The 24,895-nt window shown below is 53.2% G+C and carries 27 protein-coding genes and 1 pseudogene; all 28 read left to right on the forward strand.

The annotated features are described in order from the left end of the window. Positions 1–526 precede the first annotated feature (526 nt). Positions 527–1,015 (forward strand): DUF1441 family protein, encoded by a 489-nt coding sequence (locus tag Y71_RS09990; RefSeq protein WP_007371428.1) that lies wholly within the window; start codon positions 527–529, stop codon positions 1,013–1,015. Then, positions 1,015–3,123, forward strand: a complete 2,109-nt coding sequence (locus tag Y71_RS09995) for a phage terminase large subunit family protein (RefSeq protein WP_007371429.1) — start codon at positions 1,015–1,017, stop codon at positions 3,121–3,123. Before Y71_RS09990 ends, Y71_RS09995 begins: the two co-directional genes overlap by 1 nt. After that, on the forward strand, positions 3,120–3,335 hold the full coding sequence (locus tag Y71_RS10000; RefSeq protein ID WP_007371430.1) for a DUF6148 family protein: 216 nt from the start codon (positions 3,120–3,122) through the stop codon (positions 3,333–3,335). The genes Y71_RS09995 and Y71_RS10000 overlap by 4 nt, the downstream gene beginning before the upstream one ends. Further along, positions 3,332–4,834: a phage portal protein gene (locus Y71_RS10005; RefSeq protein ID WP_035942216.1), complete on the forward strand. Its 1,503-nt coding sequence runs from the start codon at positions 3,332–3,334 to the stop codon at positions 4,832–4,834. The genes Y71_RS10000 and Y71_RS10005 overlap by 4 nt, the downstream gene beginning before the upstream one ends. Continuing rightward, a complete protein-coding gene (locus Y71_RS10010) occupies positions 4,779–6,791 on the forward strand; it encodes a ClpP-like prohead protease/major capsid protein fusion protein (RefSeq protein WP_035942219.1) in 2,013 nt (670 codons plus the stop codon). Before Y71_RS10005 ends, Y71_RS10010 begins: the two co-directional genes overlap by 56 nt. A gap of 80 nt (positions 6,792–6,871) precedes the next feature. Next, complete coding sequence (locus Y71_RS10015) at positions 6,872–7,195, forward strand: DUF2190 family protein (protein ID WP_007371433.1); 324 nt, start codon at positions 6,872–6,874, stop codon at positions 7,193–7,195. Continuing rightward, a complete protein-coding gene (locus tag Y71_RS10020; RefSeq protein ID WP_007371434.1) occupies positions 7,188–7,463 on the forward strand; it encodes a DNA breaking-rejoining protein in 276 nt (91 codons plus the stop codon). The genes Y71_RS10015 and Y71_RS10020 overlap by 8 nt, the downstream gene beginning before the upstream one ends. A gap of 9 nt (positions 7,464–7,472) precedes the next feature. Beyond that, positions 7,473–8,024: a phage tail protein gene (locus Y71_RS10025; RefSeq protein ID WP_007371435.1), complete on the forward strand. Its 552-nt coding sequence runs from the start codon at positions 7,473–7,475 to the stop codon at positions 8,022–8,024. Beyond that, the gene (gene gpU / locus Y71_RS10030) at positions 8,021–8,419 is read left to right on the forward strand and encodes a phage tail terminator protein (RefSeq protein ID WP_035942221.1); all 399 of its coding nucleotides are present in this window, start codon (positions 8,021–8,023) and stop codon (positions 8,417–8,419) included. Before Y71_RS10025 ends, gpU begins: the two co-directional genes overlap by 4 nt. 7 nt (positions 8,420–8,426) lie before the next feature. Next, a complete protein-coding gene (locus Y71_RS10035; protein WP_435526111.1) occupies positions 8,427–9,164 on the forward strand; it encodes a phage tail protein in 738 nt (245 codons plus the stop codon). 35 nt (positions 9,165–9,199) lie between these two features. Continuing rightward, entirely contained in the window at positions 9,200–9,607 is a 408-nt protein-coding gene (gene gpG / locus Y71_RS10040; RefSeq protein ID WP_007371438.1) for a phage tail assembly chaperone G, read from the forward strand. Between the two features lie 8 nt (positions 9,608–9,615). Further along, positions 9,616–9,924 (forward strand): phage tail assembly protein T, encoded by a 309-nt coding sequence (locus tag Y71_RS10045; protein WP_007371439.1) that lies wholly within the window; start codon positions 9,616–9,618, stop codon positions 9,922–9,924. Then, positions 9,905–12,406 carry a phage tail tape measure protein gene (locus Y71_RS10050; protein WP_007371440.1) on the forward strand — a complete coding sequence of 834 codons (2,502 nt, stop codon included), beginning with the start codon at positions 9,905–9,907 and terminating at the stop codon, positions 12,404–12,406. Before Y71_RS10045 ends, Y71_RS10050 begins: the two co-directional genes overlap by 20 nt. A gap of 2 nt (positions 12,407–12,408) precedes the next feature. Beyond that, positions 12,409–12,756: a phage tail protein gene (locus tag Y71_RS10055; RefSeq protein ID WP_007371441.1), complete on the forward strand. Its 348-nt coding sequence runs from the start codon at positions 12,409–12,411 to the stop codon at positions 12,754–12,756. Next, positions 12,753–13,508, forward strand: coding sequence for a phage minor tail protein L (locus tag Y71_RS10060; RefSeq protein WP_007371442.1), 756 nt, complete (start codon positions 12,753–12,755; stop codon positions 13,506–13,508). Before Y71_RS10055 ends, Y71_RS10060 begins: the two co-directional genes overlap by 4 nt. A gap of 1 nt (position 13,509) precedes the next feature. Further along, the gene (locus Y71_RS10065; RefSeq protein ID WP_007371443.1) at positions 13,510–14,280 is read left to right on the forward strand and encodes a C40 family peptidase; all 771 of its coding nucleotides are present in this window, start codon (positions 13,510–13,512) and stop codon (positions 14,278–14,280) included. A gap of 36 nt (positions 14,281–14,316) precedes the next feature. Beyond that, entirely contained in the window at positions 14,317–14,721 is a 405-nt protein-coding gene (locus tag Y71_RS10070; protein WP_071531994.1) for a hypothetical protein, read from the forward strand. A 43-nt stretch (positions 14,722–14,764) separates the two neighbouring features. Continuing rightward, positions 14,765–15,364: a tail assembly protein gene (locus Y71_RS10075; RefSeq protein ID WP_007371444.1), complete on the forward strand. Its 600-nt coding sequence runs from the start codon at positions 14,765–14,767 to the stop codon at positions 15,362–15,364. A gap of 98 nt (positions 15,365–15,462) precedes the next feature. Further along, the gene (locus Y71_RS30680) at positions 15,463–15,747 is read left to right on the forward strand and encodes a hypothetical protein (protein ID WP_007371445.1); all 285 of its coding nucleotides are present in this window, start codon (positions 15,463–15,465) and stop codon (positions 15,745–15,747) included. A gap of 49 nt (positions 15,748–15,796) precedes the next feature. Further along, the gene (locus Y71_RS10085) at positions 15,797–18,982 is read left to right on the forward strand and encodes a TipJ family phage tail tip protein (RefSeq protein ID WP_007371446.1); all 3,186 of its coding nucleotides are present in this window, start codon (positions 15,797–15,799) and stop codon (positions 18,980–18,982) included. Further along, positions 18,982–19,284, forward strand: a complete 303-nt coding sequence (locus Y71_RS10090) for a hypothetical protein (RefSeq protein WP_035942223.1) — start codon at positions 18,982–18,984, stop codon at positions 19,282–19,284. The genes Y71_RS10085 and Y71_RS10090 overlap by 1 nt, the downstream gene beginning before the upstream one ends. Then, a complete protein-coding gene (locus Y71_RS10095) occupies positions 19,285–19,959 on the forward strand; it encodes a hypothetical protein (RefSeq protein WP_035942224.1) in 675 nt (224 codons plus the stop codon). Positions 19,960–20,067: 108 nt separating this feature from the next. Beyond that, positions 20,068–20,304 carry a phage exclusion lipoprotein Cor gene (cor, locus tag Y71_RS10100; RefSeq protein ID WP_007371449.1) on the forward strand — a complete coding sequence of 79 codons (237 nt, stop codon included), beginning with the start codon at positions 20,068–20,070 and terminating at the stop codon, positions 20,302–20,304. Positions 20,305–20,360: 56 nt separating this feature from the next. After that, the gene (locus Y71_RS10105; RefSeq protein WP_007371450.1) at positions 20,361–21,581 is read left to right on the forward strand and encodes a tail fiber domain-containing protein; all 1,221 of its coding nucleotides are present in this window, start codon (positions 20,361–20,363) and stop codon (positions 21,579–21,581) included. Positions 21,582–21,739: 158 nt separating this feature from the next. Then, positions 21,740–22,162, forward strand: a complete 423-nt coding sequence (locus Y71_RS10110) for a translesion error-prone DNA polymerase V autoproteolytic subunit (RefSeq protein WP_007371451.1) — start codon at positions 21,740–21,742, stop codon at positions 22,160–22,162. 2 nt (positions 22,163–22,164) lie between these two features. Continuing rightward, positions 22,165–23,430 (forward strand): Y-family DNA polymerase, encoded by a 1,266-nt coding sequence (locus tag Y71_RS10115; RefSeq protein ID WP_007371452.1) that lies wholly within the window; start codon positions 22,165–22,167, stop codon positions 23,428–23,430. Positions 23,431–23,826: 396 nt separating this feature from the next. Continuing rightward, on the forward strand, positions 23,827–24,564 hold the full coding sequence (locus Y71_RS10120; protein ID WP_081120736.1) for a hypothetical protein: 738 nt from the start codon (positions 23,827–23,829) through the stop codon (positions 24,562–24,564). A 258-nt stretch (positions 24,565–24,822) separates the two neighbouring features. Further along, a pseudogene (locus tag Y71_RS31085) lies at positions 24,823–24,876 on the forward strand (hypothetical protein); the annotation flags it as partial. Between the last annotated feature and the right edge of the window lie 19 nt (positions 24,877–24,895).

Raw genomic sequence — 24,895 nt, forward strand, 5'->3', positions numbered from 1 at the left:
AATACGCCAGTCAAGAAGGACAGCAGTTCGATACCGTATCGAATGCAGTGATAGCTACAACCTAATATCAAACACAGACATCTGCTGGTGGCTTTTTTATTGCGCTTCGCATGCGCTAAATAATCGAGAGTCTTTCAGTCGTGAGTCTGGAGAAAGCTGTTTTCTCGGGCGGTTGTCCCATGCGACAGGTTCACATCTGAAAGGAAATAACTGCGGCTCTGCCTGGCTTTGGCGATTCAACAGGAAAAGCGCTGCTTTTTCCATCTGAATGTCTGTATTACACTCGGCTCTGTGTGTTTGGCCGTCTAAACGTCCAAAGTGGCGCGATTTATGTCAAATTTCACCATTAATGCGAATGATTATCATTTAGGTACTCCCGGAGGGGGTCCAGGCCACGGGGCGGCGAGGTCGCGGAAAGCGGCTGGTTTTCGTGATCCATGGTCATCATCATCATGTGCGCAGGTTATTGATTTTTAATCTGCCCGATTTTCAATGATGTCGAATTGTTCAAAAAGTGTTCACCATCATGGACCAGGAAATTGCAGCGTTAAAGCTCAACATCAACCAGCTCGCAGGTATCACCGGCGTGCACCGCCAGACAGTCGCCGCGCGGCTGAAAAATGTCAGCCCGGCCCCCGGCAGTAACAGCAAACTAAAACTCTACCTCGTCACCGATATCCTGTGCGAACTGATGATCCCGACGGTATCCGCCAGTCTTGAGGATATGCCGCCAGGCGATCGGCTTGCACACTGGAAAGCTGAAAACGAGCGGCTGAAATTCGAGGTTGATACAAAGCAGCTCATACCGGCTGAAGATGTTGCCCGTGAGTTTTCATTAATGGCGAAAGCCGTCGTTATGGTGCTTGAAACACTCCCGGACATCCTTGAACGCGACTGCGCGCTGACGCCGGTTGCGGTCTCCCGCGTGCAGAGCGTGATTGATGATCTGCGCGACCAGGTGGCACAAAAAGTGATGGACGCCGAACCAGAGGAGGAAGAGCCAGAGGAGGACTGATGGCCAAACGGGCATCTGCCAGGGGGATCCGCCGCGATGTCTCCGGCATTTTACGTGCCCCACGTCGTATGAAGGTGGCTGATGCGGTCAGTTCATACATGCGCGTGCCGATGGGCGCGGGTAACTCCGTTCCGTGGGATCCTAATCTTGCTCCCTACATCATCGAGCCGATGAATTGCCTTGCGTCCAGGGAATACGATGCGGTGGTGTTCGTCGGGCCTGCACGAACCGGCAAAACCATCGGCCTGATTGATGGCTGGATTGTATATAACATCGTCTGCGATCCGGCGGATATGCTGGTGATACAGGTTTCAGAGGAGAAAGCGCGGGAGCACTCCAAGAAACGCCTCGACCGCACCTTCCGCTGCAGCCCGGAAGTTAAATCACGGCTGAGTCCGCGCCGCAATGACAATAATGTCCACGACCGGACATTCCGGGCAGGTAACTACCTGAAACTCGGCTGGCCCTCGGTCAATATCATGTCATCGTCGGATTATAAAAGCGTGGCCTTAACCGACTATGACCGCTTTCCCGAAGACATCGACGGGGAGGGCGATGCATTTTCCCTCGGTTCAAAGCGTACGACCACGTTTATGTCCGGCGGCATGACGCTCGTGGAAAGTTCACCCGGCCGCGACATTCGCGACACAAAATGGCGGCCTGCTACCGCACATGAAGCGCCGCCAACGACCGGCATCCTGTCCCTCTTCAACCGTGGCGATCGCCGTCGCCTGTACTGGCAGTGCCCGCATTGCCACGAATATTTTCAGCCTGAAATTGCCAATATGACCGGCTACAGGGAATCGCCTGATCCCGTTCTGGCAAGTGAAGCCGCTTATCTCCAGTGCCCGGCATGCCAGGGAAAAATTACACCGGAGATGAAGCGCGAACTGAACATCCGGCATGTCTGGCTTCGCGACGGGGAAAAAATAGACCGGGACGGTAACCGGTATGGCGAACCGCGTCGCTCACGTATTGCTTCCTTCTGGATGGAGGGACCGGCAGCGGCTTACCAGACATGGGCGCAGATGATTTACAAATTCCTGACAGCAGAGCAGGAGTATGAAGCGACACAGAGCGAAGAGACGTTAAAAACGGTGGTAAACACCGACTTCGGGCGGCCCTATCTCCCGCGCGCCAGCATGGAGCAGCGTAAAAGCGAACTGCTGGAGCAGCGGGCGGAGGTTGTACCGAAACGGTCCGTCCCGGATGGCGTGTGTTTTATTGTGGCAACCGTCGATGTGCAGGCCGGGAAAAACCGCCGTTTCGTGGTTCAGGTCACGGGCTACGGTGCGCAGGGTGAGCGCTGGATTGTTGATCGCTACAACATCCGCCAGTCACTGCGCATTAACGGTGACGGGGAAAGTTATCAGGTTGACCCGTCGGGTTACCCGGAGGACTGGGATTTGCTTCTGAGCGATGTGTTTGAAAAATCCTGGCCGCTTGCCAGTGACCCGACAAAACGCATGCGGCTTATGGCAATGGCCGTTGACTCCGGCGGGGAGGATGGTGTTACCGACAACGCGTACAAATTCTGGCGTAAGTGCCGCCGGGAAGGCCTTGGCAAACGGGTGTTTCTGTTCAAAGGGGACAGCCAGCGCCGGGCTAAATTGATCACCCGGACTTTTCCGGATAACACCGGAAGGACCGCGCGCCGGGCTAAAGCCGCCGGTGATGTTCCGCTTTATCTGCTCCAGACCGACTCCCTTAAGGATCGTGTGAATAACGCCCTGTGGCGGGATTCGCCGGGGCCGGGTTATGTCCATTTTCCTGAATGGCTGGGAGCGTGGTTTTACGACGAACTGACTTATGAGGAGCGTTCTGCTGATGGCAAATGGAGCAAACCCGGACGAGGCGCGAACGAAGCCTTTGACCTGCTGGTCTACGCCGATGCACTGGCGATCCTTCACGGCTACGAAAAGATTAAATGGCCGGGTGCGCCAGACTGGGCACGGCGGGAAACGTGGCTGGAGGACGCGCCGCCGGAAACTGGCGAAGCGACACCCACGGCGCCTGAGCAACCCAATCCGGTAGCCAAACCCCGGCGCAAGAAGCCGCAATCTGAAACAGAAAACAATCCGTGGGCTACGTCAGGAGGCTGGCTGTGAACCAGAGTGATATTGAGGCCATGATCCAGCGTTATACCGACGCAGAAATGGCGGTGCTGGGCGGTAAGTCCATCACCTTTAACGGGCAACAGATGAGCTTTGAAAATCTTGCCGAGATCCGCAAGGGGCGGCAGGAGTGGGAGCGTCGTCTGGCCGCCATCAGTAACAAACGCCGGGGCAATCCGGGCTACAAACTGGCGAGGTTCGGATGACCATTCTGGACGATGCAATCGGCATATTTTCTCCGGCATGGAAAGCATCACGGCTGCGGGCCAGGGCCGTTATTCAGGCATACGAGGCGGCTCGGCCGTCACGGACACACAAGGCCCGCCGGGAAAATCGCTCGGCTAACCAGCTGAGCCAGATGGGGGCGGCCTCTCTGCGTGAGCAGGCCCGCTGGCTGGATAACAATAACGATCTGGTGATCGGCATTTTCGACAAGCTCGAAGAGCGGGTGGTGGGTGCCAACGGGATCGTTGTTGAGCCTCACCCGAAAATGAGCAACGGGAAGATTGCCAAAAAGCTGGTGGTGGATATCCGTAAAAAATTTGCCGAATGGTCTGTTAAGCCTGAGGTCACCGGCCAGTTTACCCGCCCCATGCTGGAGCGCCTCATGCTCCGCAGCTGGCTGCGGGACGGTGAAGTATTTGCCCAGATGGTCAGCGGTACCGGCAACAGCCTTGTTCCCTCTGCGCGGATCCCGTTCTGGCTCGAGGCGCTTGAGGCGGATTTTGTCCCGATGACCAGCGACGAATCCCGGAAACTGAGCCAGGGCGTTTTTCTGGATGACTGGGGACGCCCGAAAGCGTACCAGGTTTATAAAATCCTGCCCGTTACCGGGAAGCAACTCGATACGAAGAACGTTGATGCAGAAAACATGCTGCACCTGAAGTATACCCGCCGTCTACACCAGACCCGTGGCAATTCGTTGCTCTCCGGCGTGCTGATGCGGCTCAGCGCACTGAAAGAGTATGAGGATTCGGAGCTGATTGCCGCCCGGATTGCCGCCGCGCTGGGGATGTATATCAAAAAAGGGGACGGGCAGAGTTACGAAGAAGACAGCGCCGGAAAGGATGACCGCGAGCTGATGATCCAGCCGGGCATGCTGTATGACGACCTGCAACCGGGTGAAGAGATTGGAATGATTAAATCAGACCGTCCCAATCCGAACCTGGAAACATTCCGCAACGGGCAGCTGCGTGCCGTCGCCGCCGGAACCCGCCTCAGCTTTTCGAGTGCCGCACGAAACTACAACGGCACCTACAGTGCGCAGCGGCAGGAGCTGGTGGAGTCCACCGACGGCTATCTCATCCTGCAGAACTGGTTTATTGGCGCGATAACCCGCCCCATGTACCGGGCCTGGCTGAAAATGGCTGTGGCCTCCGGCGAAATCACGGTACCGCGTGGCACGGACATGGACACGCTTTATAACGCGGTTTATTCCGGTCCGGTGATGCCGTGGATTGACCCGGTCAAAGAGGCGAATGCCTGGAAAACACAAATCAGGGGTGGCGCGGCGACGGAATCTGACTGGGTGCGTGCCAGCGGGCGCAATCCGGACGATGTCAAAGCGCGCCGGAAAGCTGAAATCGATGAAAACAAAGAACTGGGGCTGGTGTTTGATACAGACCCTTCCAACGATAAAGGAGGCACCAGTGCCGAAGTCAAAGAACCGGGCGCCCCACCGTCCGAAAGCCAGCGCAAGAAGTAACTCCTGGTTCCGTATGCAGGCCAGTGGGAACAGCACAGCTGATATTTTTATTTACGACGAAATTGGCTACTGGGGGGTAACGGCAAAACAGTTTGTCAGCGATTTAAAGGCGCTCGGCGACGTCAGCCTCATTAATCTTCACATCAATTCACCGGGTGGCGATGTCTTTGACGGTATCGCCATTTTTAATGCGCTGAAACATCACGGTGCGTCCATCACTGTTCACATTGATGGTCTGGCTGCATCGATGGCTTCCGTCATTGCGATGGTCGGCAATCCGGTCATTATGCCGGAAAACACCATGATGATGGTTCATAAGCCCTGGGGCTTTGCAGGGGGTGATGCCAACGATATGCGCGATTACGCGGACCTGCTTGATAAGGTCGAATCCGTGCTTATTCCGGCTTATGCACAGAAAACTGGCAAATCCAGTGAGGAGATCGCCGCCTTACTGGAAGATGAAACCTGGATGGATGGTACGGAGTGCCTTGCCCTCGGTTTCGCCGATCAGGTAACCCCGTCATTGCAGGCGATGGCCTGTATCCATTCCAAACGTATTGAGGAATTTGAAAAGATGCCAAGCAGCATTCGTAATATGATCTCGCCGCCGCGCAACAGCGCTCAGCGCGAAAATCCTGCACCGCAAAACACCCCGTCAGCCCCTGCGGTCGCTGACGAAACGGCCATTCGTGCGCAGGTGCTCGCGGAGCAGAAAGCCCGTGTTAACGGTATCGGCGATCTTTTCGCGATGTTTGGCGGTAAACACCAGGAGCTTCAGGCCAGATGTGTTGCGGATCCTGAATGTTCCGTCGAGCAGGCCAAAGACCTGCTGCTGGCCGAGCTGGGAAAAACCGCCACCCCCTCCAACAAAACGGCACCCGCACATATCTATGCCGGGAACGGCAATTTTGTGGGTGACGGCGTGCGTCAGGCGCTGATGGTACGCGCCGGATACGAAAAACGTGATAATGAAAATGTGTTCAACGGCATGACACTGCGTGAGCTGGCGCGCATGTCGCTGACTGAGCGTGGTGTGGGTGTTTCGTCCCTGAATCCGATGCAGATGGTGGGGATGGCCTTTACTCACAGCACTTCTGATTTTGGTAACATCCTGCTGGATGTCGCGCACAAGTCGCTGCTGGCGGGATGGGCTGCGTCCGAAGAAACCTTCCAGCTCTGGACGAAAAAGGGGGACTTGTCCGACTTCAAGGTATCTCACCGCGTCGGCCTCAATGATATTTCTGCGCTACCGCAGGTTCGCGAAGGTGCTGAATATAAATATGGCACGACCAGCGACCGGGGCGAGCCGATTGCGCTGGCGACCTATGGCAAGCTTTTCTCCATTACCCGCCAGGCGATTATCAATGACGATCTGAACCAGCTCACGGGCATTCCGGAAAAAATGGGGCGCGCGGCGAAATCCACCATCGGTGATCTGGTTTATAAGGTACTGACGTCGAACCCGAAACTTTCGGATGGCGTTGCGCTGTTCCACGCCGACCACAATAACCTGAGCACAGGCGCTATCAGTATCGCGAGCCTTGATGCGGCCCGCCAGTTGATGCGTACCCAGAAAGACAGCGAGTCGAAACATTCCCTGAATATCCGCCCGGCATTCCTGCTTGTGCCGACGGCTCTGGAAACGCTCGCCAGCCAGACGATTCGATCGTCCAGCGTTAAAGGTGCCGATGCCAACTCCGGGGTAAACAACCCGTTGCAGAATTTCGCCGACATCGTTGGCGAACCCCGTCTTGATGATGCGGATAAAGCTGCGTGGTATCTGGCATCTGCGCAGGGGACAGACACCATCGAAGTGGCGTATCTCAATGGTGTGGACACGCCGTACCTTGACCAGATGGAGGGCTTCACCTCTGACGGTATCGTCAACAAGGTTCGCATCGATGCCGGTGTGGCGCCGCTGGATTATCGCGGCCTGGTGAAGTCTTCCGGTAAATAACCACGTTTAAAACTCCCCGGCCCGTCAGGGCTTTTTTTATGCCTGCAATACGGCTCCACCCGGAGCCGTGGAGAACCTTTATGAAAAATCATATTCAGGATGGACACACCATTTCGATAACCAACAGTGGGACGGATGCCATTCTCAGTGGCGCGCCGGTTGCCGTTGGTGACATGGTTGCCGTGGCCATCACCACGATCAAACCTGGCGACACGGGGGATGGCTGTGCAAAGGGGGTGATGGCGTTGCCGAAACTGGCGGCTGACGATATCGCCCAGGGCACAGCGGTTTACCTGAAAGACGGCCAGATCCAGCTGGATGAAGCCAGTGCAGTACCGGCCGGTAAGGCATGGGAGCCCGCCGGGACCGGCAGCACGACCGTACTGGTCAGCATTAATGTCTAATCCCTTTGATCAGATGGTGGCGCGCATGGATGCGGCGACCACCCGGCAAATGGGCCGGACTGTCACCATCAACGGCAACGATTATGATGCGGTTGAAAGCCAGTTTATGGCGGAGATGGGGCCGGTGCTGGGCGAGGGGCTTTCACTGGTTGTGTTCAGCGACCAGTATCAGCCCCGGCGCGACGATGTTGTTACCTGGAGAGGAGAGCAATACCGCGTTACCCGTCACCAGGCCTTCAATAACAAGCCGCAAATCTGGATTGAGTAGGAGGCGCAAATGTCCATCAGAGGGCTTGAGCAGGCGATACAAAATCTGGAGAGCATCAGCAAAACTGCCGTTCCGCGTGCATCTGCCCAGGCGGTTAACCGTATTGCTTCACGGGCTGTATCCCGAAGTGTCAGGACCGTGGCCGCCGCTGAGAAGCTTCCCCAGAAGCTGATCAAACAACGCGCCCGTGTCAAAAAAGCCACCGTCCGGAAGCCCGTGGCGACCATCCGCGTCAACCGTGGCAATTTGCCCGCCATCAAACTGGGTACCGCCAGCGTGCGTTTGTCCCGCAGTAAAAAGGATGCCCGGGGGGCCAGCAGCATTCTCCGGATCGGGAAATATTTGTTTCCGGGTGCCTTTATCCAGCAACTCGCTAACGGTCGCTGGCATGTGCTGAGGCGTACAACGAAAAACCGTTACCCGATAGAGGTGGTCAGCATCCCCCTGGCGGCTCCACTGACGGATGCCTTTGGCAGGGAGGTCCGTGCGCTGCATGAATCGGATCTGCCGAAGGAGATGGCCGCCGCACTCAAAAACCAGCTGAGGCTCATTCTCAAATGATTCATACCGAAATCAGGTCCTCGGTCATTACCGCTCTCAGGGAGGTGGCACCACCCGGCACGACGTTTTTTGACGGGCGGCCCGCCTTTATTGACGCCACTGATTTACCTGCGATCGCTGTGTATATCTCCGGTGCCGAGTGCTCAGAGTCGCAGCTGGATGGCGAGATGTGGAGTGCGGAGCTGCATATCGAGGTATTTCTTAAGGCAACAGAGCCCGACACCGCGCTGGACACCTGGGTTGAAAGCCGCATTCATCCTGTGATGGCTGATATTCCGGCGCTTGACTCGCTTACCGAAACGTTATCGCCGGTCGGCTATGACTATCAGCGTGATGATGAAGCCACGACCTGGGGATCGGTTGATCTCAGATATTCAATTACCTACCAAATGTGAGGACTGAATTATGGCGAAATCGCCTACTGAACCGGTTAAGGGTGCCGGTACAACGCTGTGGATCTATAACGGGATCGGCGACCCCTACACCAATCCGCTGTCCGATATCGACTGGACCCGGCTGGCGAAAATTAAAGAGCTGACGCCGGGCGATATGACGGCAGAGTCCTACGACGACAGTTACCTCGATGATGAGGATGCCGACTGGTCGTCCACGGCGCAGGGAACAAAATCAGCCGGTGATACCAGTTTTACGCTGGCCTGGAAGCCGGGAGAATCCGGACAACAGGATCTGGTTAACTGGTTTAACAACGGTGAAGAGCGCGCGTACAAAATTAAGTATCCCAACGGGACTGTTGATGTGTTCAAAGGGTGGGCCAGCAGCCTTGGCAAAGCTATTCCCTCCAACGAAGTCATTACCCGCACGGCGAAAATTACCAACAACGGTAAACCGTCTCTGGCGGAAGACCAGCGTGATCCTGTTGTCGCCGTCACCGGCGTGACGATGGATAAAACCACTGATGCCATTAATGTGGGGGATAGCAGCACCGCGACGGTCACTGTCGCACCGGCTGGCGCCACGGATAAATCCTTCCGTGTCGCCTCCAGTAATCCGGCCATCGTGACGGTTACCGCAGATGGCTCCACACTCACTTATAAAGGCGAATCTGCCGGTACGGCGGACATCATCGTGATGACCAACGACGGCCAGCTTGTCGCGCAACTCGAGATTGTTGTTTCCTGATCACCGGGGCATACGCCCCGCCCACGGAGTAATCCATGTTTTTGAAAACTGTAACATTTGAGTTCAACGGCGAGGAGACCGTTCTCTATGAGCTCTCCGCACTTCAGCGCATTGAGTATATTGGCTATCTTGCCACCGTCTCAAAAGAGATCCCGGTTGATGGTGATGAAGCCCTCCGCACACAGATGGCTTCCATTGTCGGCGTAAAAGTCGCGTCCAGGCTGGTGGCCATGTCACGCTGGCAGGCCAATATCACTGGCCCGTCGGTTGATGAGCTGCAGCAGCAGGTGATGTCCACATGGCCGCTTCCGGCAATCAGCCAGGCAGAATTTGTTGTGCTGGAGATGTCGCAGATGCTTCCCCCTGCAAAGGAAGCCGCGGATGAGGATAAGTCCGTCGGGGAAGAAAGCGCCACACCGGAAAAGTCCACGCCAGTGAGCTGAATTTCGTGATGAAGCTGGCGCGCGAGTTTGGCAGGCCGGACTGGCGCGCGATGCTTTCTGCAATGTCTTCCACTGAACTGGCAGAGTGGGGGGATTTTTACCGCGTTCAGCTTTTCAGTAATGATCTGCTCGATAACCACTTCGCCTGCCTGAGCCATCTTGTCGTCGACATGATGTGCAAAGACCACGGTCTTACCCCTGCTGATTTCAGTCTTCTTAACCCCCTAAAATCTGTCCCTGAACAGGATGACGAAACAATGATGCATCTTGCGGAGGGGATATCCGGAGGAAAACGCTATGGCCCAGCCAGTGGGTGATCTCGTTGTCAGTCTTGATATTGATAATGCGAAATTTACCGAGCAGGTGAATTACACCCGCCGTCAGCTAAAAGGGACGGGCGATGCAGCTAATGATGCGGCGTTGCAGGTTCAGCAGGCATTCAGTCGGCAGGAAATTTCAGCCAGGAAAGCCGGGGTATCCGTGGGGCAGTATAATGCCGCCATGAGGAGCCTGCCGGCGCAGTTTACGGACATTGCAACGCAGCTCGCTGGCGGGCAGTCGCCCTTTCTGATCCTTTTACAGCAGGGCGGGCAGATCAAAGACCAGTTTGGTTCCGTGCGCGGGGCGCTGACGGGCGTCGGCGATTACCTTCGCACACTGGTCGGCCTGATCAACCCCGTCACGCTCGGTATTGGCGCGCTGGCTACCGGCGTCGGATTGCTGGCACTGGATCTGTACCGGAGCAGCCAGCAGTCCACCGCCTATAATCAGGCGCTGGCCCGCACCGGGAATATCAGCGGGCAGACCAGTGACAGTCTTACCCGCCTGTCGTCGTCGATTGCCAGAAGTACTGACGCCAGTAAATCTGCTGTTGCTGCGGCGGTCGCGCAGGCGACGGGCATCGGCCTGTCCATTGAGCAGATACGTCTGGTGAGCCAGACAGCGCTCACTATGTCGAAAAACACCGGCCAGAGTGTTGAGGATCTGGTCAACCAGCTCGGGAAAATTCCGCAGGATCCGCTGAAAGCCTTTATCGACATCAACAGCCAGTATAATTTTGCCAACCTTGCGCTGTATGAGCAGGTGAAGCATATGGTTGATTTGGGCGATAAAGCGGGCGCAACAAAACTCATTATTGATTCACTCAGCGGCAGCCAGGCGCAGTTTACTGATAATGCCAAGGGCGATATCGATACGCTTTCGGATTACTGGCAGGGGCTGATTAACAAGATTAAGGATTATAAATTCTGGTCCGATCATGTCGCAGATAATGCAACCACTGCAAAACTGCCTGCATTTCAGTTCGGAACCGGCTCTGCGGTGTTTGACACCATCAACCAGCAGATGAATGACCAGTCGCAGCAGACGCAAAATAACTGGCTGAATATTAATAAAAGCGCGAACACTCTCCTGGGATTTGTGCAGCAAATCGGGGCAGAGGCGCGGGAATTTAATAAAGAGCAGATTGCTGCGAATACTGAGGCGGATAAGTTTCTCGAAAACGCCCGCACCAACGCACAAATCCGTAATGACCTGCAGGCGAAGTATCAGCGCCAGCTGGATCAGGGACTCATCTCGCAGGATAAATTTAACAAACTTACCGCCGCCGTTAACGAGAAGTACAAAGACCCGAAAGCGCCGAAGACTGCCGTTCCTGCCGGTGATCGGGCGGAGGATAAATCCACGGCCGAGCTGCTGGCGCTTCAGGCTCAGCTTAAGGTTTTGCAACAACACCAGGGTATTAACGATGTCATCAGCCAGCAACGTAAAGACCTGTGGGCCACAGAGGCGCAATTTACGGTACTGGAAGACGCCGCAGGCAGGCGCCGGTTGACGAAGCAGGAACAGTCACTGCTGGCCAGCAAGGAGCAGGTTCTGGCACTGGCACAGCAGAAAGCGTTGCTGGGCGATCAGATTGTTGCTCAGGAGCAACTGAATAAGCGTATGGACACGGCGAGCAAATATGCCACGCAGATGTCCGCGAAACAGGCAGCGCTGAGAAATTCAGCAACGCTGAGCGATCAGGATGCGACAAGACAATCCTCATTCGCCCAGCTTGAAAGTGGCTGGCTGAATTCCGGCGGCAGGCTGACGGATGCCGATTACCAGAAGGAGCTGGTGGCGCTGCGTAATTATTACGCAGAGGAGGATAAGTTACGTGGCGACTGGCAGGCCGGGGCCAAAAAAGGTTTTGCAGAATTTGCCGATACGGCGACGAATGTCTACTCGCAGGTACAGCAGATTTCACAGGGCGCCTTTACCGGGATGTCCTCGCAGCTGGCTGATTTTCTGGTGACAGGTAAATCAAACTTCAAAGATTTTCTCACCACCATTCTTAAAGGGATTGCGCAGATGATCAGCCAGATGTTGGTGCTGAACACTGTTAAATCCACCCTGGGCGGAACCGCCTTTGGTTCGCTCCTGGGCTTTGCGGGCGGCGGATTTACGGGGCCGGGTGGTAAATACGATCCCGCAGGTATCGTCCATCGTGGTGAGTTCGTTTTTACCCAGGAAGCCACGAGCCGAATCGGTGTGGGTAACCTTTACCGCCTGATGCGGGGATATGCGAACGGCGGATACGTCGGGAGCGCCTCACCGATCGCTTCTTCCCCGATGGGCGTGAATGTTTACGCGCCGGTTTCAGTGACATCGTCAGGGGACAACAGCGGCCAGCAGCCGTCGTCCGGTGAGAAGATTGGGAAAGCCTATCAGCAGGTTGTCGAGCAGTCTGTCACCGAGGGTATTCAACGCGAAGTCCGTCCCGGCGGAATTATCTGGAGTGCAGTAAACCGGAGGTAATGATGATCATTGAGGTCTTTACCTGGCCGATTCAGTCAGCCGGGCAGCCCACAATAAAAAGTAAAGACAACGTCAGAAAAGCCCAGTTCGGCGATGGTTATGCCCAGGTGAGTGGCGATGGCCTCAATCCTGAATCGCTGACGTTTGATTTTTCCTTCAACGGGCGTACGGAAACTGCGCTGGAAATTTATGCATTTCTGCGCAGGCATAAGACCAAATCCTTTTCTTTTAAACCGCCTTTCGGGGCGCTGGCGCTCTGGCGTGTTGAGGCTGACAGCCTCCAGCAGGTTGTCAAAAGCCAGAACGTTATGTCCATCACTGCAACCTTCGAGCAGGCATTTGCACCATGAGTTTACACAGCGACTATCAAAAACTGGAACCGGGCAACGCGGTCCGGCTCCTGGATGTTGACGGATCCGCGTTCGGTGTGGGCGATATTCTTCGTTTTCACAGTCACAACATCCCTCACACGGAAGCGGAAATTATCGCTGCGGGTGGCGATGAATCATTGCTGCCAGCGAAGTCCATCTGGTGGCAGGGTAACGAGTACAGAGCCTGGCCGTATGAGCTGGACGGGATTGAAGTATCAACCAGCGGCAGCAGCGCATCACCGAAACTGTCTGTTGCTAACCTCGATGCGTCGATCACTGCGCTGTGCCTTGCCTACGATGACATGCTGCAGGCGAAAGTCACCATCCACGACACGCTGGCGCAGTACCTTGATGCGCGGAATTTTGCGGAGGGAAACCCGACTGCCGACCCGTTGCAGGAAAAGTTGCAGGTCTGGTACATCGATGCGAAAAGCAGCGAGACAAATGAGGTTGTGGAGTTCACACTTTCCAGCCCGATGGATTTGCAGGGACTGATGATCCCGACGCGTCAGCTGCATTCGCTTTGTACCTGGTGCATTCGCGGGCAGTACCGTTCCGGTAACGGCTGTGATTACGCCGGGACGCGCTATTTCGATAAGCACAATAACCCGGTAAGCGACCCGTCGCTGGATGAATGCAACGGCACGCTGACAGGGTGCAAACTGCGTTTCGGGGAAAATAATGAACTGTCGTTTGGTGGATTTCCTGGCACATCGCTGATCCGGAGCTGATATGCACCAGAAAATAATTGATGCCATTATGGCGCATGCGGCCGCCGAATATCCGCGCGAGTGCTGCGGTCTGGTGGTGCAGAAAAGCCGGGTGGCGCGCTATTTTCCGTGCCGCAATATTGCCGAAAAACCGGAGGACAATTTTGTCCTCTGCCCGGAGGACTATGCTGCGGCAGAAGACCGGGGCACGGTAATTGCTATCGTCCACAGCCACCCCGACGCCACCACCCAGCCCAGTGAGGCCGACAAAGCGCAATGCGATCTGAGTGCGCTGCCCTGGCATATAGTGAGCTTGCCGGAAGGCGACTTTCGTACCATCCTGCCGCGCGGCGAACTGCCGCTGCTCGAGCGCCCGTTTGTGCTCGGCGTTTATGACTGCTGGGGGCTCGTAATGAGCTGGTTCCGGCAAACGCACGGCATTGAGCTGCCTGATTACCGGGTCGATTATCCGTGGTGGGAAGATCAGTATCCCGATAATTTATACCAGGACAACTGGTACGAATGCGGATTCAGGGAGGTAATCGGCGAACCGCAACCCGGCGATATGTTGATCATGCAGGTTCAGGCCAGCAAATGGAACCATGCCGCGATACTGCTCGAAGGCAACATGATGCTGCACCATCTGTACGGACGACTGAGTAATCGTGAGCCGTGGGGCGGGTACTGGAAAGAAAGGACAATGAAAGTGGTCCGCTACAGCCCTATCGAGAGGGGGCCACGATGCAAGGTTATTGAGTACAATAGACATATTTGTCGCTGGTCTCATACCTGATAGGATTAATCCTATCACTAACAATGAGGACTAAAAATGAAAAAACTGGGATTGGTGTTTTGCATTGCACTTGGTGTTGCATTCCTAACCGGATGCGCCCCTAAACCTCCTTCGGCAGTTGAGATAAGCACCGCCAATTACGGTTCTCTGCCGGGAAATTATCAAGACTTGATTAAAGATCACTTCAATGTTGTATTGAAAGATCCTGAATCCGCACGTTATACATTTATGCCCCCATATAAAGGCTATTCTCAGGATGGTGCGCTTGCAGAATCTGGAGGTGGAGTCAGATTTGGTTATGTCGTCCCGGTTCTTGTGAATGCGAAAAATAGCTATGGTGGCTACACGGGGAATCATCAGTATGCTTTTATATTTTCAAACGGTGTACTTTATGACATAACTGCAAACTATCTATTCGGGCGAGCACCTCACGTTCAATAATTCTAAACCCGCTTCGGCGGGTTTTTTATTTCAGGAGAAAGTGATGCAGGAAATAATGGCCAGAATTGAACTAGGTGGAATTCTGGGAAAAACATTTGGGAAAGTTCATCACCGCTTAATTTCAACCACTCATGAAGCAACCCGCGCGCTGGCTGCAACGGTAGAAGGCTTTGAGCAGTTCATGATATCCAGTAAGCGGCGCGGGCTGACTTATGCTGTCTTTCGCGGCAAAAAAAATATTGGCGTTGATGATCTGGGCTTTCCCGTGACTGGTGAGGTGATACGCATTGTTCCGGTGGCAATGGGAAGTAAAAAAGCCGGTGCGCTGCAAACCATTCTCGGGGCAGTGCTGGTGGTTGTTGGCGTTGTCATTGGTTATTTTTCTGGTGGCACGCTGTCAGCCGTAGGTTACGGTATGGCCAAAATGGGTGCGGTAATGATGTTGGGCGGGGTTGTACAGATGCTTTCTCCGCAGACCGCCGGACTGGCCAGCAAACAGGATGCCGATAATAGGGCGTCTTACGCATTCGGCGGTGTGACAAATACCTCTGCCCAGGGTTACCCGGTACCGCTTCTTTACGGTAAACGCCGTATCGGCGGTGCGATTATCTCCGCCGGTATTTACGTCGAAGACCAGCAATAAAATCCTCTCCGCTTAATCACCGCTGCCGGGCGGTTTTTTTATTGTGGAAATGAGATGGTAAGCCTTTGCTTAAACCGCGTCAGCGAGGATGTATTGCAATGAAATTACTAAATGGTTATGTCATATGTGACTCGGTCACCACCAAATCTAGTGGCAAGGACGATGCTGAACAGGTGGCACAGACAGCTATTGATTTTGCCATGAATGATGCCTCTTGCCTTGACTGGGAAAACCCAGAATGGGCTTCCGGAGGGAAAGTTCACAACTGGCACAACTACGCATCAGAGGCATTGCAGCTAATTTGGAAAACGTTCACACCGGAGCAAAAGAAGATAATCGCTTCAACTCTTGATGAATGTGCAAGTAACGAATCCTGGGATTAAGTCTACCGATTCAATGACCGTCATATGGCGGTTTTTTTATGGGCGTAATATGGCAAACAAGAAAATTCAGGGGCGCAAAGGCGGCAGCTCCAGTTCCCGCACGCCCACAGAACAGCCTGACGATCTCCAGTCTGTCGCGAAGGCGAAGATCCTTGTCGCGCTGGGTGAGGGCGAGTTTTCCGGGCAACTTACCGGGCAGAGTATTTTTCTCGACGGCACGCCGCTGCTGAATGCCAACGGCTCGTCGAATTTCAGTGGGGTGACCTGGGAGTTTCGCCCGGGCGACCAGGCGCAAAGTTATATCCAGGGCATTCCGGGTACGGAGAACGAGATTAGCGCCGGTATCGAGATTAAAAGCTCAGTGGCCTGGACACACACCTTTACCAACTCTCAGCTTTCTGCGGTACGCCTGCGCCTGAAATGGGCGTCGCTCTTTAAACAAGAAGATGACGGCGATCTGGTGGGTAACCAGGTTCAGTACGCGATTGATCTGCAGGTGGATGGAGGGGCCTTTGTCACGAAAATAAACACCGCCGTCAGCGGGAAAACCACATCAGGCTACGAGCGCAGTCACCGTATCGATCTGCCTTCCGGTGCCGCATCCTGGACGGTGCGGGTAAGGAAAATTACCGCTGATGCCAACAGCGCCAAAATCGGCGACACGATGACGCTCCAGAGCTACACGGAAGTTATCGACGCCAAACTGCGCTATCCCAACACTGCGCTGCTCTATATCGAATTTGACTCGAGCCAGTTCAACGGCTCTATTCCGCAGATTTCCTGCGAGCCCCGCGGCCGCGTGATCCGCGTGCCGGACAATTACAACCCGGAAACGCGCGCCTATACTGGTACGTGGTCCGGTACCTTTAAATGGGCATGGACTGATAATCCGGCCTGGATTTTTTACGATCTGGTCGTCTCTGACCGTTTCGGACTGGGCGATCGCCTGACGGCTGAAAACATCGATAAATGGACACTCTACCAGGTGGCGCAGTATTGCGATGCGCCGGTGCCGGATGGTAAAGGCGGCACCAGCACTGAGCCGCGTTATATCTGTAACGTCTATGTCCAGGATCGCAACGATGCTTACACGGTGTTGCGTGACTTCGCTGCTATCTTTCGCGGGATGACCTACTGGGGCGGTAACCAGATTGTTACCCTGGCGGATATGCCGCGCGATGTCGACTACAGCTACACTAAAGCAAACGTCATCGATGGCCGATTCAGCTACAGCAGCAGCACGACGAAAAGCCGCTATACCAGCGCGCTGGTTTCATATTCCGATCCGGATAATGGCTATGCTGATGCAATGGAGCCGGTGTTTGAGCAGGAACTGGTCTCCCGCTATAAAGGCTTTAACCAGCTTGAGATGACAGCGATCGGCTGTACCCGCCAGTCAGAAGCGAACCGCAAAGGGCGCTGGGGGATCCTCACCAACAACAAAGACCGGGTGGTTTCTTTCTCCGTTGGGCTGGATGGCATGATCCCACAACCTGGCTACATCATCGCTGTGGCCGACGAGAACCTGTCGGGAAAAGTTACCGGCGGGCGTATCAGTGCGGTAAATGGCCGGTTGATCACCCTGGACAGGGTGCCAGATGCTGTTGCCGGTAATCGGCTGATTCTCAACCTGCCTTCCGGTGCTGCACAGAGCCGCACCATTCAGAGCGTTAATGGAAAAGTGGTCACGGTGACCACCGCTTACAGCGAAACGCCGGAAGCGGAAAGCGTCTGGATTGTGGAATCCGACGAGCTGTATGCCCAGCAGTACCGGGTGGTCAGTGTCACTGACAATAATGATGGCACGTTTGCCATTACCGGCGCGGCGCACGATCCGGACAAATATGCCCGCATTGATACCGGAGCCATTATCGACAGTCGTCCTGTCAGTGTCGTGCCACCGGGCAGCCAGGCCGCGCCCGATGATATCGTGATCGGCAGTTATTCTGTGGTGAATCAGGGGATCAGCGTCCAGACCATGCGTGTGTCATGGTCTGATACGGCCAATGCGATCGCGTATGAAGCACAGTGGCGCCGCAATGAGGGCAACTGGGTGAACGTGCCGCGCAGCTCCACCACCTCGTTTGAAGTGCCGGGGATTTATGCGGGACGCTATCTGGTGCGCGTGCGCGCCATTAACGCCGCAGAAATCTCCAGTGGCTGGGGATACTCAACCGAAACGACGCTGACCGGAAAAGAAGGCAACCCGCCGAAGCCGGTTGGTTTTATGGCGACAGGTATTAACTGGGGTATCCGTCTCAACTGGGGATTCCCGGCCAACACCGCTGACACGCTGAAAACGGAAATTCAGTACACGGCCAACAGTGATTTTTCAGATCCGCTGCTGCTCTCCGATGTGCCTTACCCGCAGGCAGAATACACCCAGCTCGGACTGAAAGCCGGGCAGGAATTCTGGTACCGCGCGCAACTGGTCGATAAAACCGGCAACGAATCGGGTTATACCGACTGGATCCGGGGGATGGCAAACGACCAGGCCGCTGACTATCTGGAGGGGATTGGTGATGGCTTCCTCACATCTGCCGACGGCGACCGGCTGACCAGCGGCATTAACACTAACCTTGAAGGGATCATGCAGGATGCGCTGGCTGCCCACAGTGCCGTTGAGCACCAGTGGGCGCAATACGGTGAGGTGCGTGCTGACATTCTGGTCGTGAAAACCACGATTGCCGACGTCGATAATGCGCTGGCTGAACTGTCCACCCAGGTGCAGGCACAGATTGGCGATGTCACCGCAGCGCTGGAGGACAAACTTACGGCGGTGGTGGATGGCGACGGCGCAACGGCTATCTATACGCTGAAGACCGGCGTCAGGATAAACGGCGTGATGTATAACGCCGGAATGTCGATTGCCGTGCTGGCGCAGGCTGGTCAGCCAGTGGTCACGCGGGTGGGCTTCAATGCCAATCAGTTTGTACTGATGAGCGGCAGCGGCGACACACAGTATTCACCGTTCGCGGTGGTCAACGGGCAGGTATTTATCAGCGATGCCTTCATTCAGTACGCGGCTATCACTCTCGCGAAAATTGGCGAACTCCGCTCTTCTAATTATGTCGCGGGCCAGACCGGCACAATCATGAAAGCTGATGGGACGTTTGAGATGAATGGTGCAGTGTCTGGTGAGGGCGCGATGAAGATAACGAACGTCACCCAGAGTGTTAAAGACGGAAATGGCGTATTGCGTGTTCAGGTCGGGAAATTAACCGGGGTGTTCTGATGGCGTGGGGGATACAGACATGGGACGCTAACGGCGTCCCGAATAACTATGGCATTAAGCCTGTTTCAGTGGTGGGGATTATTAAGCTTTCACAGGGACAGACCACCGGAACATATTCATTTACTGTCCCGGCAGGAATGAAAGTCAATTTTGTTCCCTCCCTTGACAAAGGGGCCGTGGGGGTAGCTCGCCGGATAACAGCCTCTGGCAATACCATTACCATTCAGCCAGCCAGCGATACCGGAGTCGGCAATTACCCCGCATCGGAATGTGAACTTGTCATTTTTATGGAGAAAATTTAAATGGCTGATTATGGGGCGATGATATTGATGGATAATGGAAATCCATTTGTAACGCCGCAATCCACCCCTTTTTGTTTATACAGAAAAGTGGTGGTGGATTCTGTTGCTGGCGGGACAGCTCACGGCGCATCCGCATCGATACCCCTGGACGCGTCATATCCAGCCATCGCTTTCTGCCGGACAAGTGACACAGCCCAGCCGACATACGTCAGTGCAATAAGGTCCGGAAGCAACATAATGGTCGGTTCAGGTAATCCTTATGGGCAAGCCCATCGGCTGACCGCTTACATCTTCGCTATTTTCCCTCAGACCCTGCCGCAATGGGGGTTCGCAATATGGGATGTTGCTGGCCAGCTGGTATTAACCAACGAAAGCCGGGTGTTAAGTGATCTGGTTACAATCGGTACACCAGGCAGCAACGGCGGCATAAACATAGACCAGACACTGAGCGGAAGCTATGCCGTGTGTCCCGGTATTCTGGGTTCAACGCTGATACAGGTAATGGTGCAGGGCCAACCGCAGGTAATTGCAGCTACCGCGTACACCGGATGTCGATACAATGGTTCAACTTCCAGAATAAGCGCGGCTTCCAGCAGTAACGCTTCCGGTTCAGTCGTGGGTAATACAAATAACGGGAATGCAATCATCGCGATAAAAACAGATGCCTATGATTAATTTGATCGTTTTAATCGATCGTTTTCTTTTAATTGATCTGTTAAATCTATTTTCAGTATTTTCCCGGCAGGGGTAATTTAATTAACAATTACCTCCGGAGATAATTAAATGAAAGCTGTGTTTTCTGTTTTTTTACTGGCAATTATTTTATCAGGCTGTTCAGCCCCTCTTCTGGAAAAACAACAGCCCGTATGTCAGGCAACTGCAATGCTGGGTGGTTTTCCTCAGACGGTGCAGATTTATGGTGTGCGTGTCATTGCAAACCAGACTGAATATAAAGCGGGTGACCCGTTTAACTGGCGATGGGTAAACAAAAATAACTTTACTTCCTCAACCTGCAAATAGCAGAAATCAAATAACAGGAAACCGCTTCGGCGGTTTTTTTATTGTCCGGAGCCAATATGTCCGCAGGAACAATCACCCTAACACATAATTCCACAGCAGTAGTCGGTAACGGAACGTCGTTTCTTACAGAACTGGCCGCCGGGGATCACATTGTTACTACTGCCGGAGGGCTGGCGTATACGTTGCCTGTCTTATCTGTAAACAGTAATACGTCAATAACATTAGTGGATTTCTTTACAGGAGCAACTCAGTCTGGTGCTGGCTGGTACGCACTGCCGAGAATTGCAATGAGTCTTGTCTCTGCCGCGATGGTGGTACAGAACACCGAAGCCCTGCGCGGGCTGAATTACGACAAGCAGAACTGGCAGCAGCTTTTCACCGGCAGCGGTACCATCACGGTTAAATTGCCGGACCAGAGCACATTCACCGGTCCGGCCTGGGGTGGGATAACCGCGTCCCTTAACAGCCTGTCCAGTGATGTCGGCAATAAAGCCGCAAAGGGTGCGAACAGCGACATTACCAGCCTGGCCGGGCTGACGACGCCGCTATCAAAAGCGCAGGGCGGTACTGGGTTAAATAACCCATTTGGCACCATTGCCGGCTCTTTTTGCGAAGGTAGTGATAGCAGGCTTATGACGGTTGCCGGTAAAACTGGCGGTGAAATATCATCGGCAACACAGGTTGTTGGCACGTTAACGGGACGCCGTAAATCGGCCGCTGAACCATCAACGGGAACAATTCTTTATGGTGCGCCAGTTGAATCAACTCACCAGATTGCGAACGTAGATCGGGCGATTGTGTCATTACAAAGTGCATATACATGGGGTAACACAAATACAGTTGGTGCAATTAATGTTGCGTTACTTTCTTCAACAGGTACCTATGTTCGCGGCGCGACATTCAGCTTTGACGGTGGTGGTAACGCAACCGCCCCCGGACAGTGGGTGAATAACTCGGATGAGCGTATTAAAACCAATATCCAGCGTATCGCTGATCCGCTGGATAAAATGACGCAACTACGCGGCGTGTCGTGGGATCGTCTCGACGGTTATGCCGGTGGTCTTGGCTTTATCGCTCAGGACGTGCAGAAGGTTTTTCCGGGTAGCGTTTATGTGGGACAGGACAGGACGTTAACTGATGGCACAGTCGTCGAAAGCGTTCTTGGCGTGGACACTTCAGGCGTTGCGGCCGCGTTGCATCACGAGGCCATTCTTGCGCTTATGTCCCGCATTGATGAGCTTGAAAAGAAACTGAATACAATCCAGTCAGGAGCATGATGTGCATGGCTTAGCCATGAAAAAAAATTTCTCCTGCCTAACTGTTTCTCACCAATAGAAAACCAGCTAATTTCTGGCTCCCGCCAAACGAAGCGGTATTGATCAGTAGCGTCAATCAAACTACTGTATATAAAAACAGTATAAATTGAGACTACATTATGCAGTTCATCAAACCAGCAGATTTTCAGCGTGCAGTTGCCGTGCTACCTCTCTTCAGCGACCCTGTTCAGTGCGGTTTCCCCAGTCCGGCAGCAGATTATGTTGAGCAGCGTATTGACCTTAACGAGCTACTGGTACTGCATCCCAGCGCGACGTATTTTGTCAGGGCGGCGGGGGATTCCATGATTGATGGCGGTATCAGTGATGGTGATCTTCTTGTCGTCGACAGTTCCCGTACCGCCCGGCATGGCGACATTGTGATCGCAGCAGTAGATGGCGAATTCACAGTGAAGCGTCTCCAGCTCAGACCAGCCATTCAGCTTAACCCAATGAATCCCGCATACAGCCCGATCCGGGTGATGAATGAAGAGACGCTCGACATATTCGGTGTTGTGACTTTTATCGTCAAAGCAGTGGGCTGATTATGTTTGCGCTTTGTGATGTGAACAGCTTCTATGCGTCGTGCGAAACCGTTTTTCGCCCCGATTTGAAAGGGCGGCCAGTCGTCGTTCTTTCGAATAACGACGGCTGCGTGATTGCCCGCAGCGCCGAAGCGAAGCCATTTGTCGTCATGGCTGAGCCTTACTTCAGGCAGAAAGAGGCGTTCCGGCGGCACGGCATCGTCGCGTTCAGCAGCAATTATGAGTTATACGCGGATATGTCAAACCGGGTGATGACGACGCTGGAAGAGATGTCGCCGCGCGTGGAAATATACTCGATTGATGAGGCCTTTTGTGATCTTACCGGCGTGCGGAATTGCCGCGATTTGACTGACTTCGGGCGAGAGATACGGGCTACAGTGCTGAAGCGTACTCATCTGACTGTCGGCGTAGGCATCGCACAAACCAAAACCCTGGCGAAGCTCGCCAACCACGCGGCAAAAAAGTGGCAGCGACAGACCGGCGGCGTGCTCGATTTGTCGAACCAGGCGCGCCAGCGAAAGCTGATGGCAATGCTTCCGGTTGAAGACGTCTGGGGGATAGGCCGTCGTATCTCAAAAAAGCTCGACGCTATGGGTATCAAAACGGCACTGGATTTGGCTGACAGCGATATCCGGTTTATCCGTAAGCACTTCAGCGTCGTTCTGGAGAGAACGGTCAGGGAGCTTCGCGGCGAGCCATGCCTCGGGTTTGAGGAGTTCGCACCGGCAAAACAGGAAATTGTCTGCTCCCGCTCGTTTGGCGGTCGCATTACCGATTACGAGGATATGCGACAGGCAATATGCAGTTACGCCAGCCGGGCTGCGGAAAAGCTGCGTGGTGAGCATCAGTACTGCCGGTTCATATCTGCTTTCGTTAAAACCAGCCCGTTTGCATCAAACGAGCCTTATTATGGCAACAGCGCCTCTGTAAAACTTCTCACCCCCACGCAGGACAGCAGAGATATTATTGGTGCGGCCACGCGCTGTCTGGACCGGATCTGGAAGGATGGACACCAGTATCAGAAGGCGGGTGTGATGCTGGGCGACTTTTTCAGCCAGGGCGTTGCGCAGCTCAATTTGTTTGACGACAGCGCGCCGCGCGCGAACAGTGAAAAGCTTATGGAAGTTCTGGATGAGCTAAATAAAAAAGAAGGTCGTGGCACTTTATACTTTGCCGGGCAGGGCATACAGCAACAGTGGCAAATGAAACGCGATATGCTGTCTCCCCGGTACACGACACGTTACTCTGATCTGCCCGTGGTCCGGTAACTGGCAAGCAAGAGGGAGCTAAAACGACAGGATTTTAACCTTTATGGAATTACCCTTTATTGACAGGAACATAGAGGCAAATAATTCGTAATAGTTTGATAAAAAAAAGGTCCTGTATCAATTCAATGTCCGCTCCCCCCTCTAAGCAGACTTTTAGCGAGATAGACTTGTTTGCCTCGTGCGAGAAACGGACATGTTGGTCAGTACAGATTACTTGTATAACAGCAACTCACATACTGTTATGAAATTAAAAAAAATATTGTATACTTTAAGAAGAACGATTGATGGAAGTAGGTAATCTGGATTCAATCCTCGAGCTAGCCTTAGTATATTAGATCTATAAACACATTCAGCAATAATGCTAAATATAAGATAAGTTTACACTGAGGAATAAAAATGACACCTCAAAATGTAATTGAAGAGTTAAACAGGATAGAGCAAATTGTGTTAAAGCTCTCATCTCATCTTTCAGAACAGAACCTTCGTTTTTTAGCGGGTACTGTCACAACGAGTGTAACAACAGCAATACAAAAAGAAGTAGAGGTAATTGATAAGAAAATCAATCTATTATATATAACAAATAAAATACCTGATGGTTGGCGAACTTTTGATAATTACAAGAAGAACATAAAGAATTACAAAGGTATTGATGAATTGGATAAAGATTTAGATTTAGTGCAGCAAATCAAATATTGGATCCCTCAATCAAAAGCTTTTGTTGAATTAATTATGGATTTACAGGGAAACAATGAAACACCTGAGACATTGACAAATAAATGTTCCGTTCAATTGGCTAATCAATATATTAATAGCGGCAGTAAAATTGATGAGTTAAAGTACTCACTTCTGATTAAACTGATAGACCGGAACGAAGTAAGAAAAATCAACTTAAAGGATAATGTCATGAATAATTTCACGATCAATGGTAATGTCAATGGACAGCTTAATGTTGCAGGTCATTCAATTAATTCTCCCGAACTTAAAATATCGCTTGCTGAACTAATAACCAATATTGAAAAATCAGATGCATCTCCAAGTGAAAAGGCTTCGGCAAAATCAAAACTTCAGGAATTTTTAACTCATCCTTTAGTTTCTGCCATAATCGGAGGCTTGGCCGGGAATGTTGGATCATAAATCCATAAACTTAGAGGCATACCAATGTTAGGTGGTCAACTAAGTGTTAGTTACCTACTCCCCGATAATTTATGTAGCACAGACCCAACAATGTCAGTTCCTCACTCGTAACGGCCCTGACAACTTTCAAACCTGTCCAATTAGTGCCTGCTGCGGGAGTTGGTCAACACTATATGTATTAATTAATAGGGAATTGGTCAGGATGTGCCATTTCCCTAGAGTTTCCTCGATAAAAGTGAGTCAGCGTCGGTACCGGATTTTAAGATAGGCATGTTGATTGAATCTGCCAAACCGGGCTTGATGTATGACTGATCGTGTCAGGGCGCTGACG

Source organism: Kosakonia radicincitans DSM 16656 (assembly GCF_000280495.2).
GTDB classification, from domain to species: domain Bacteria; phylum Pseudomonadota; class Gammaproteobacteria; order Enterobacterales; family Enterobacteriaceae; genus Kosakonia; species Kosakonia radicincitans.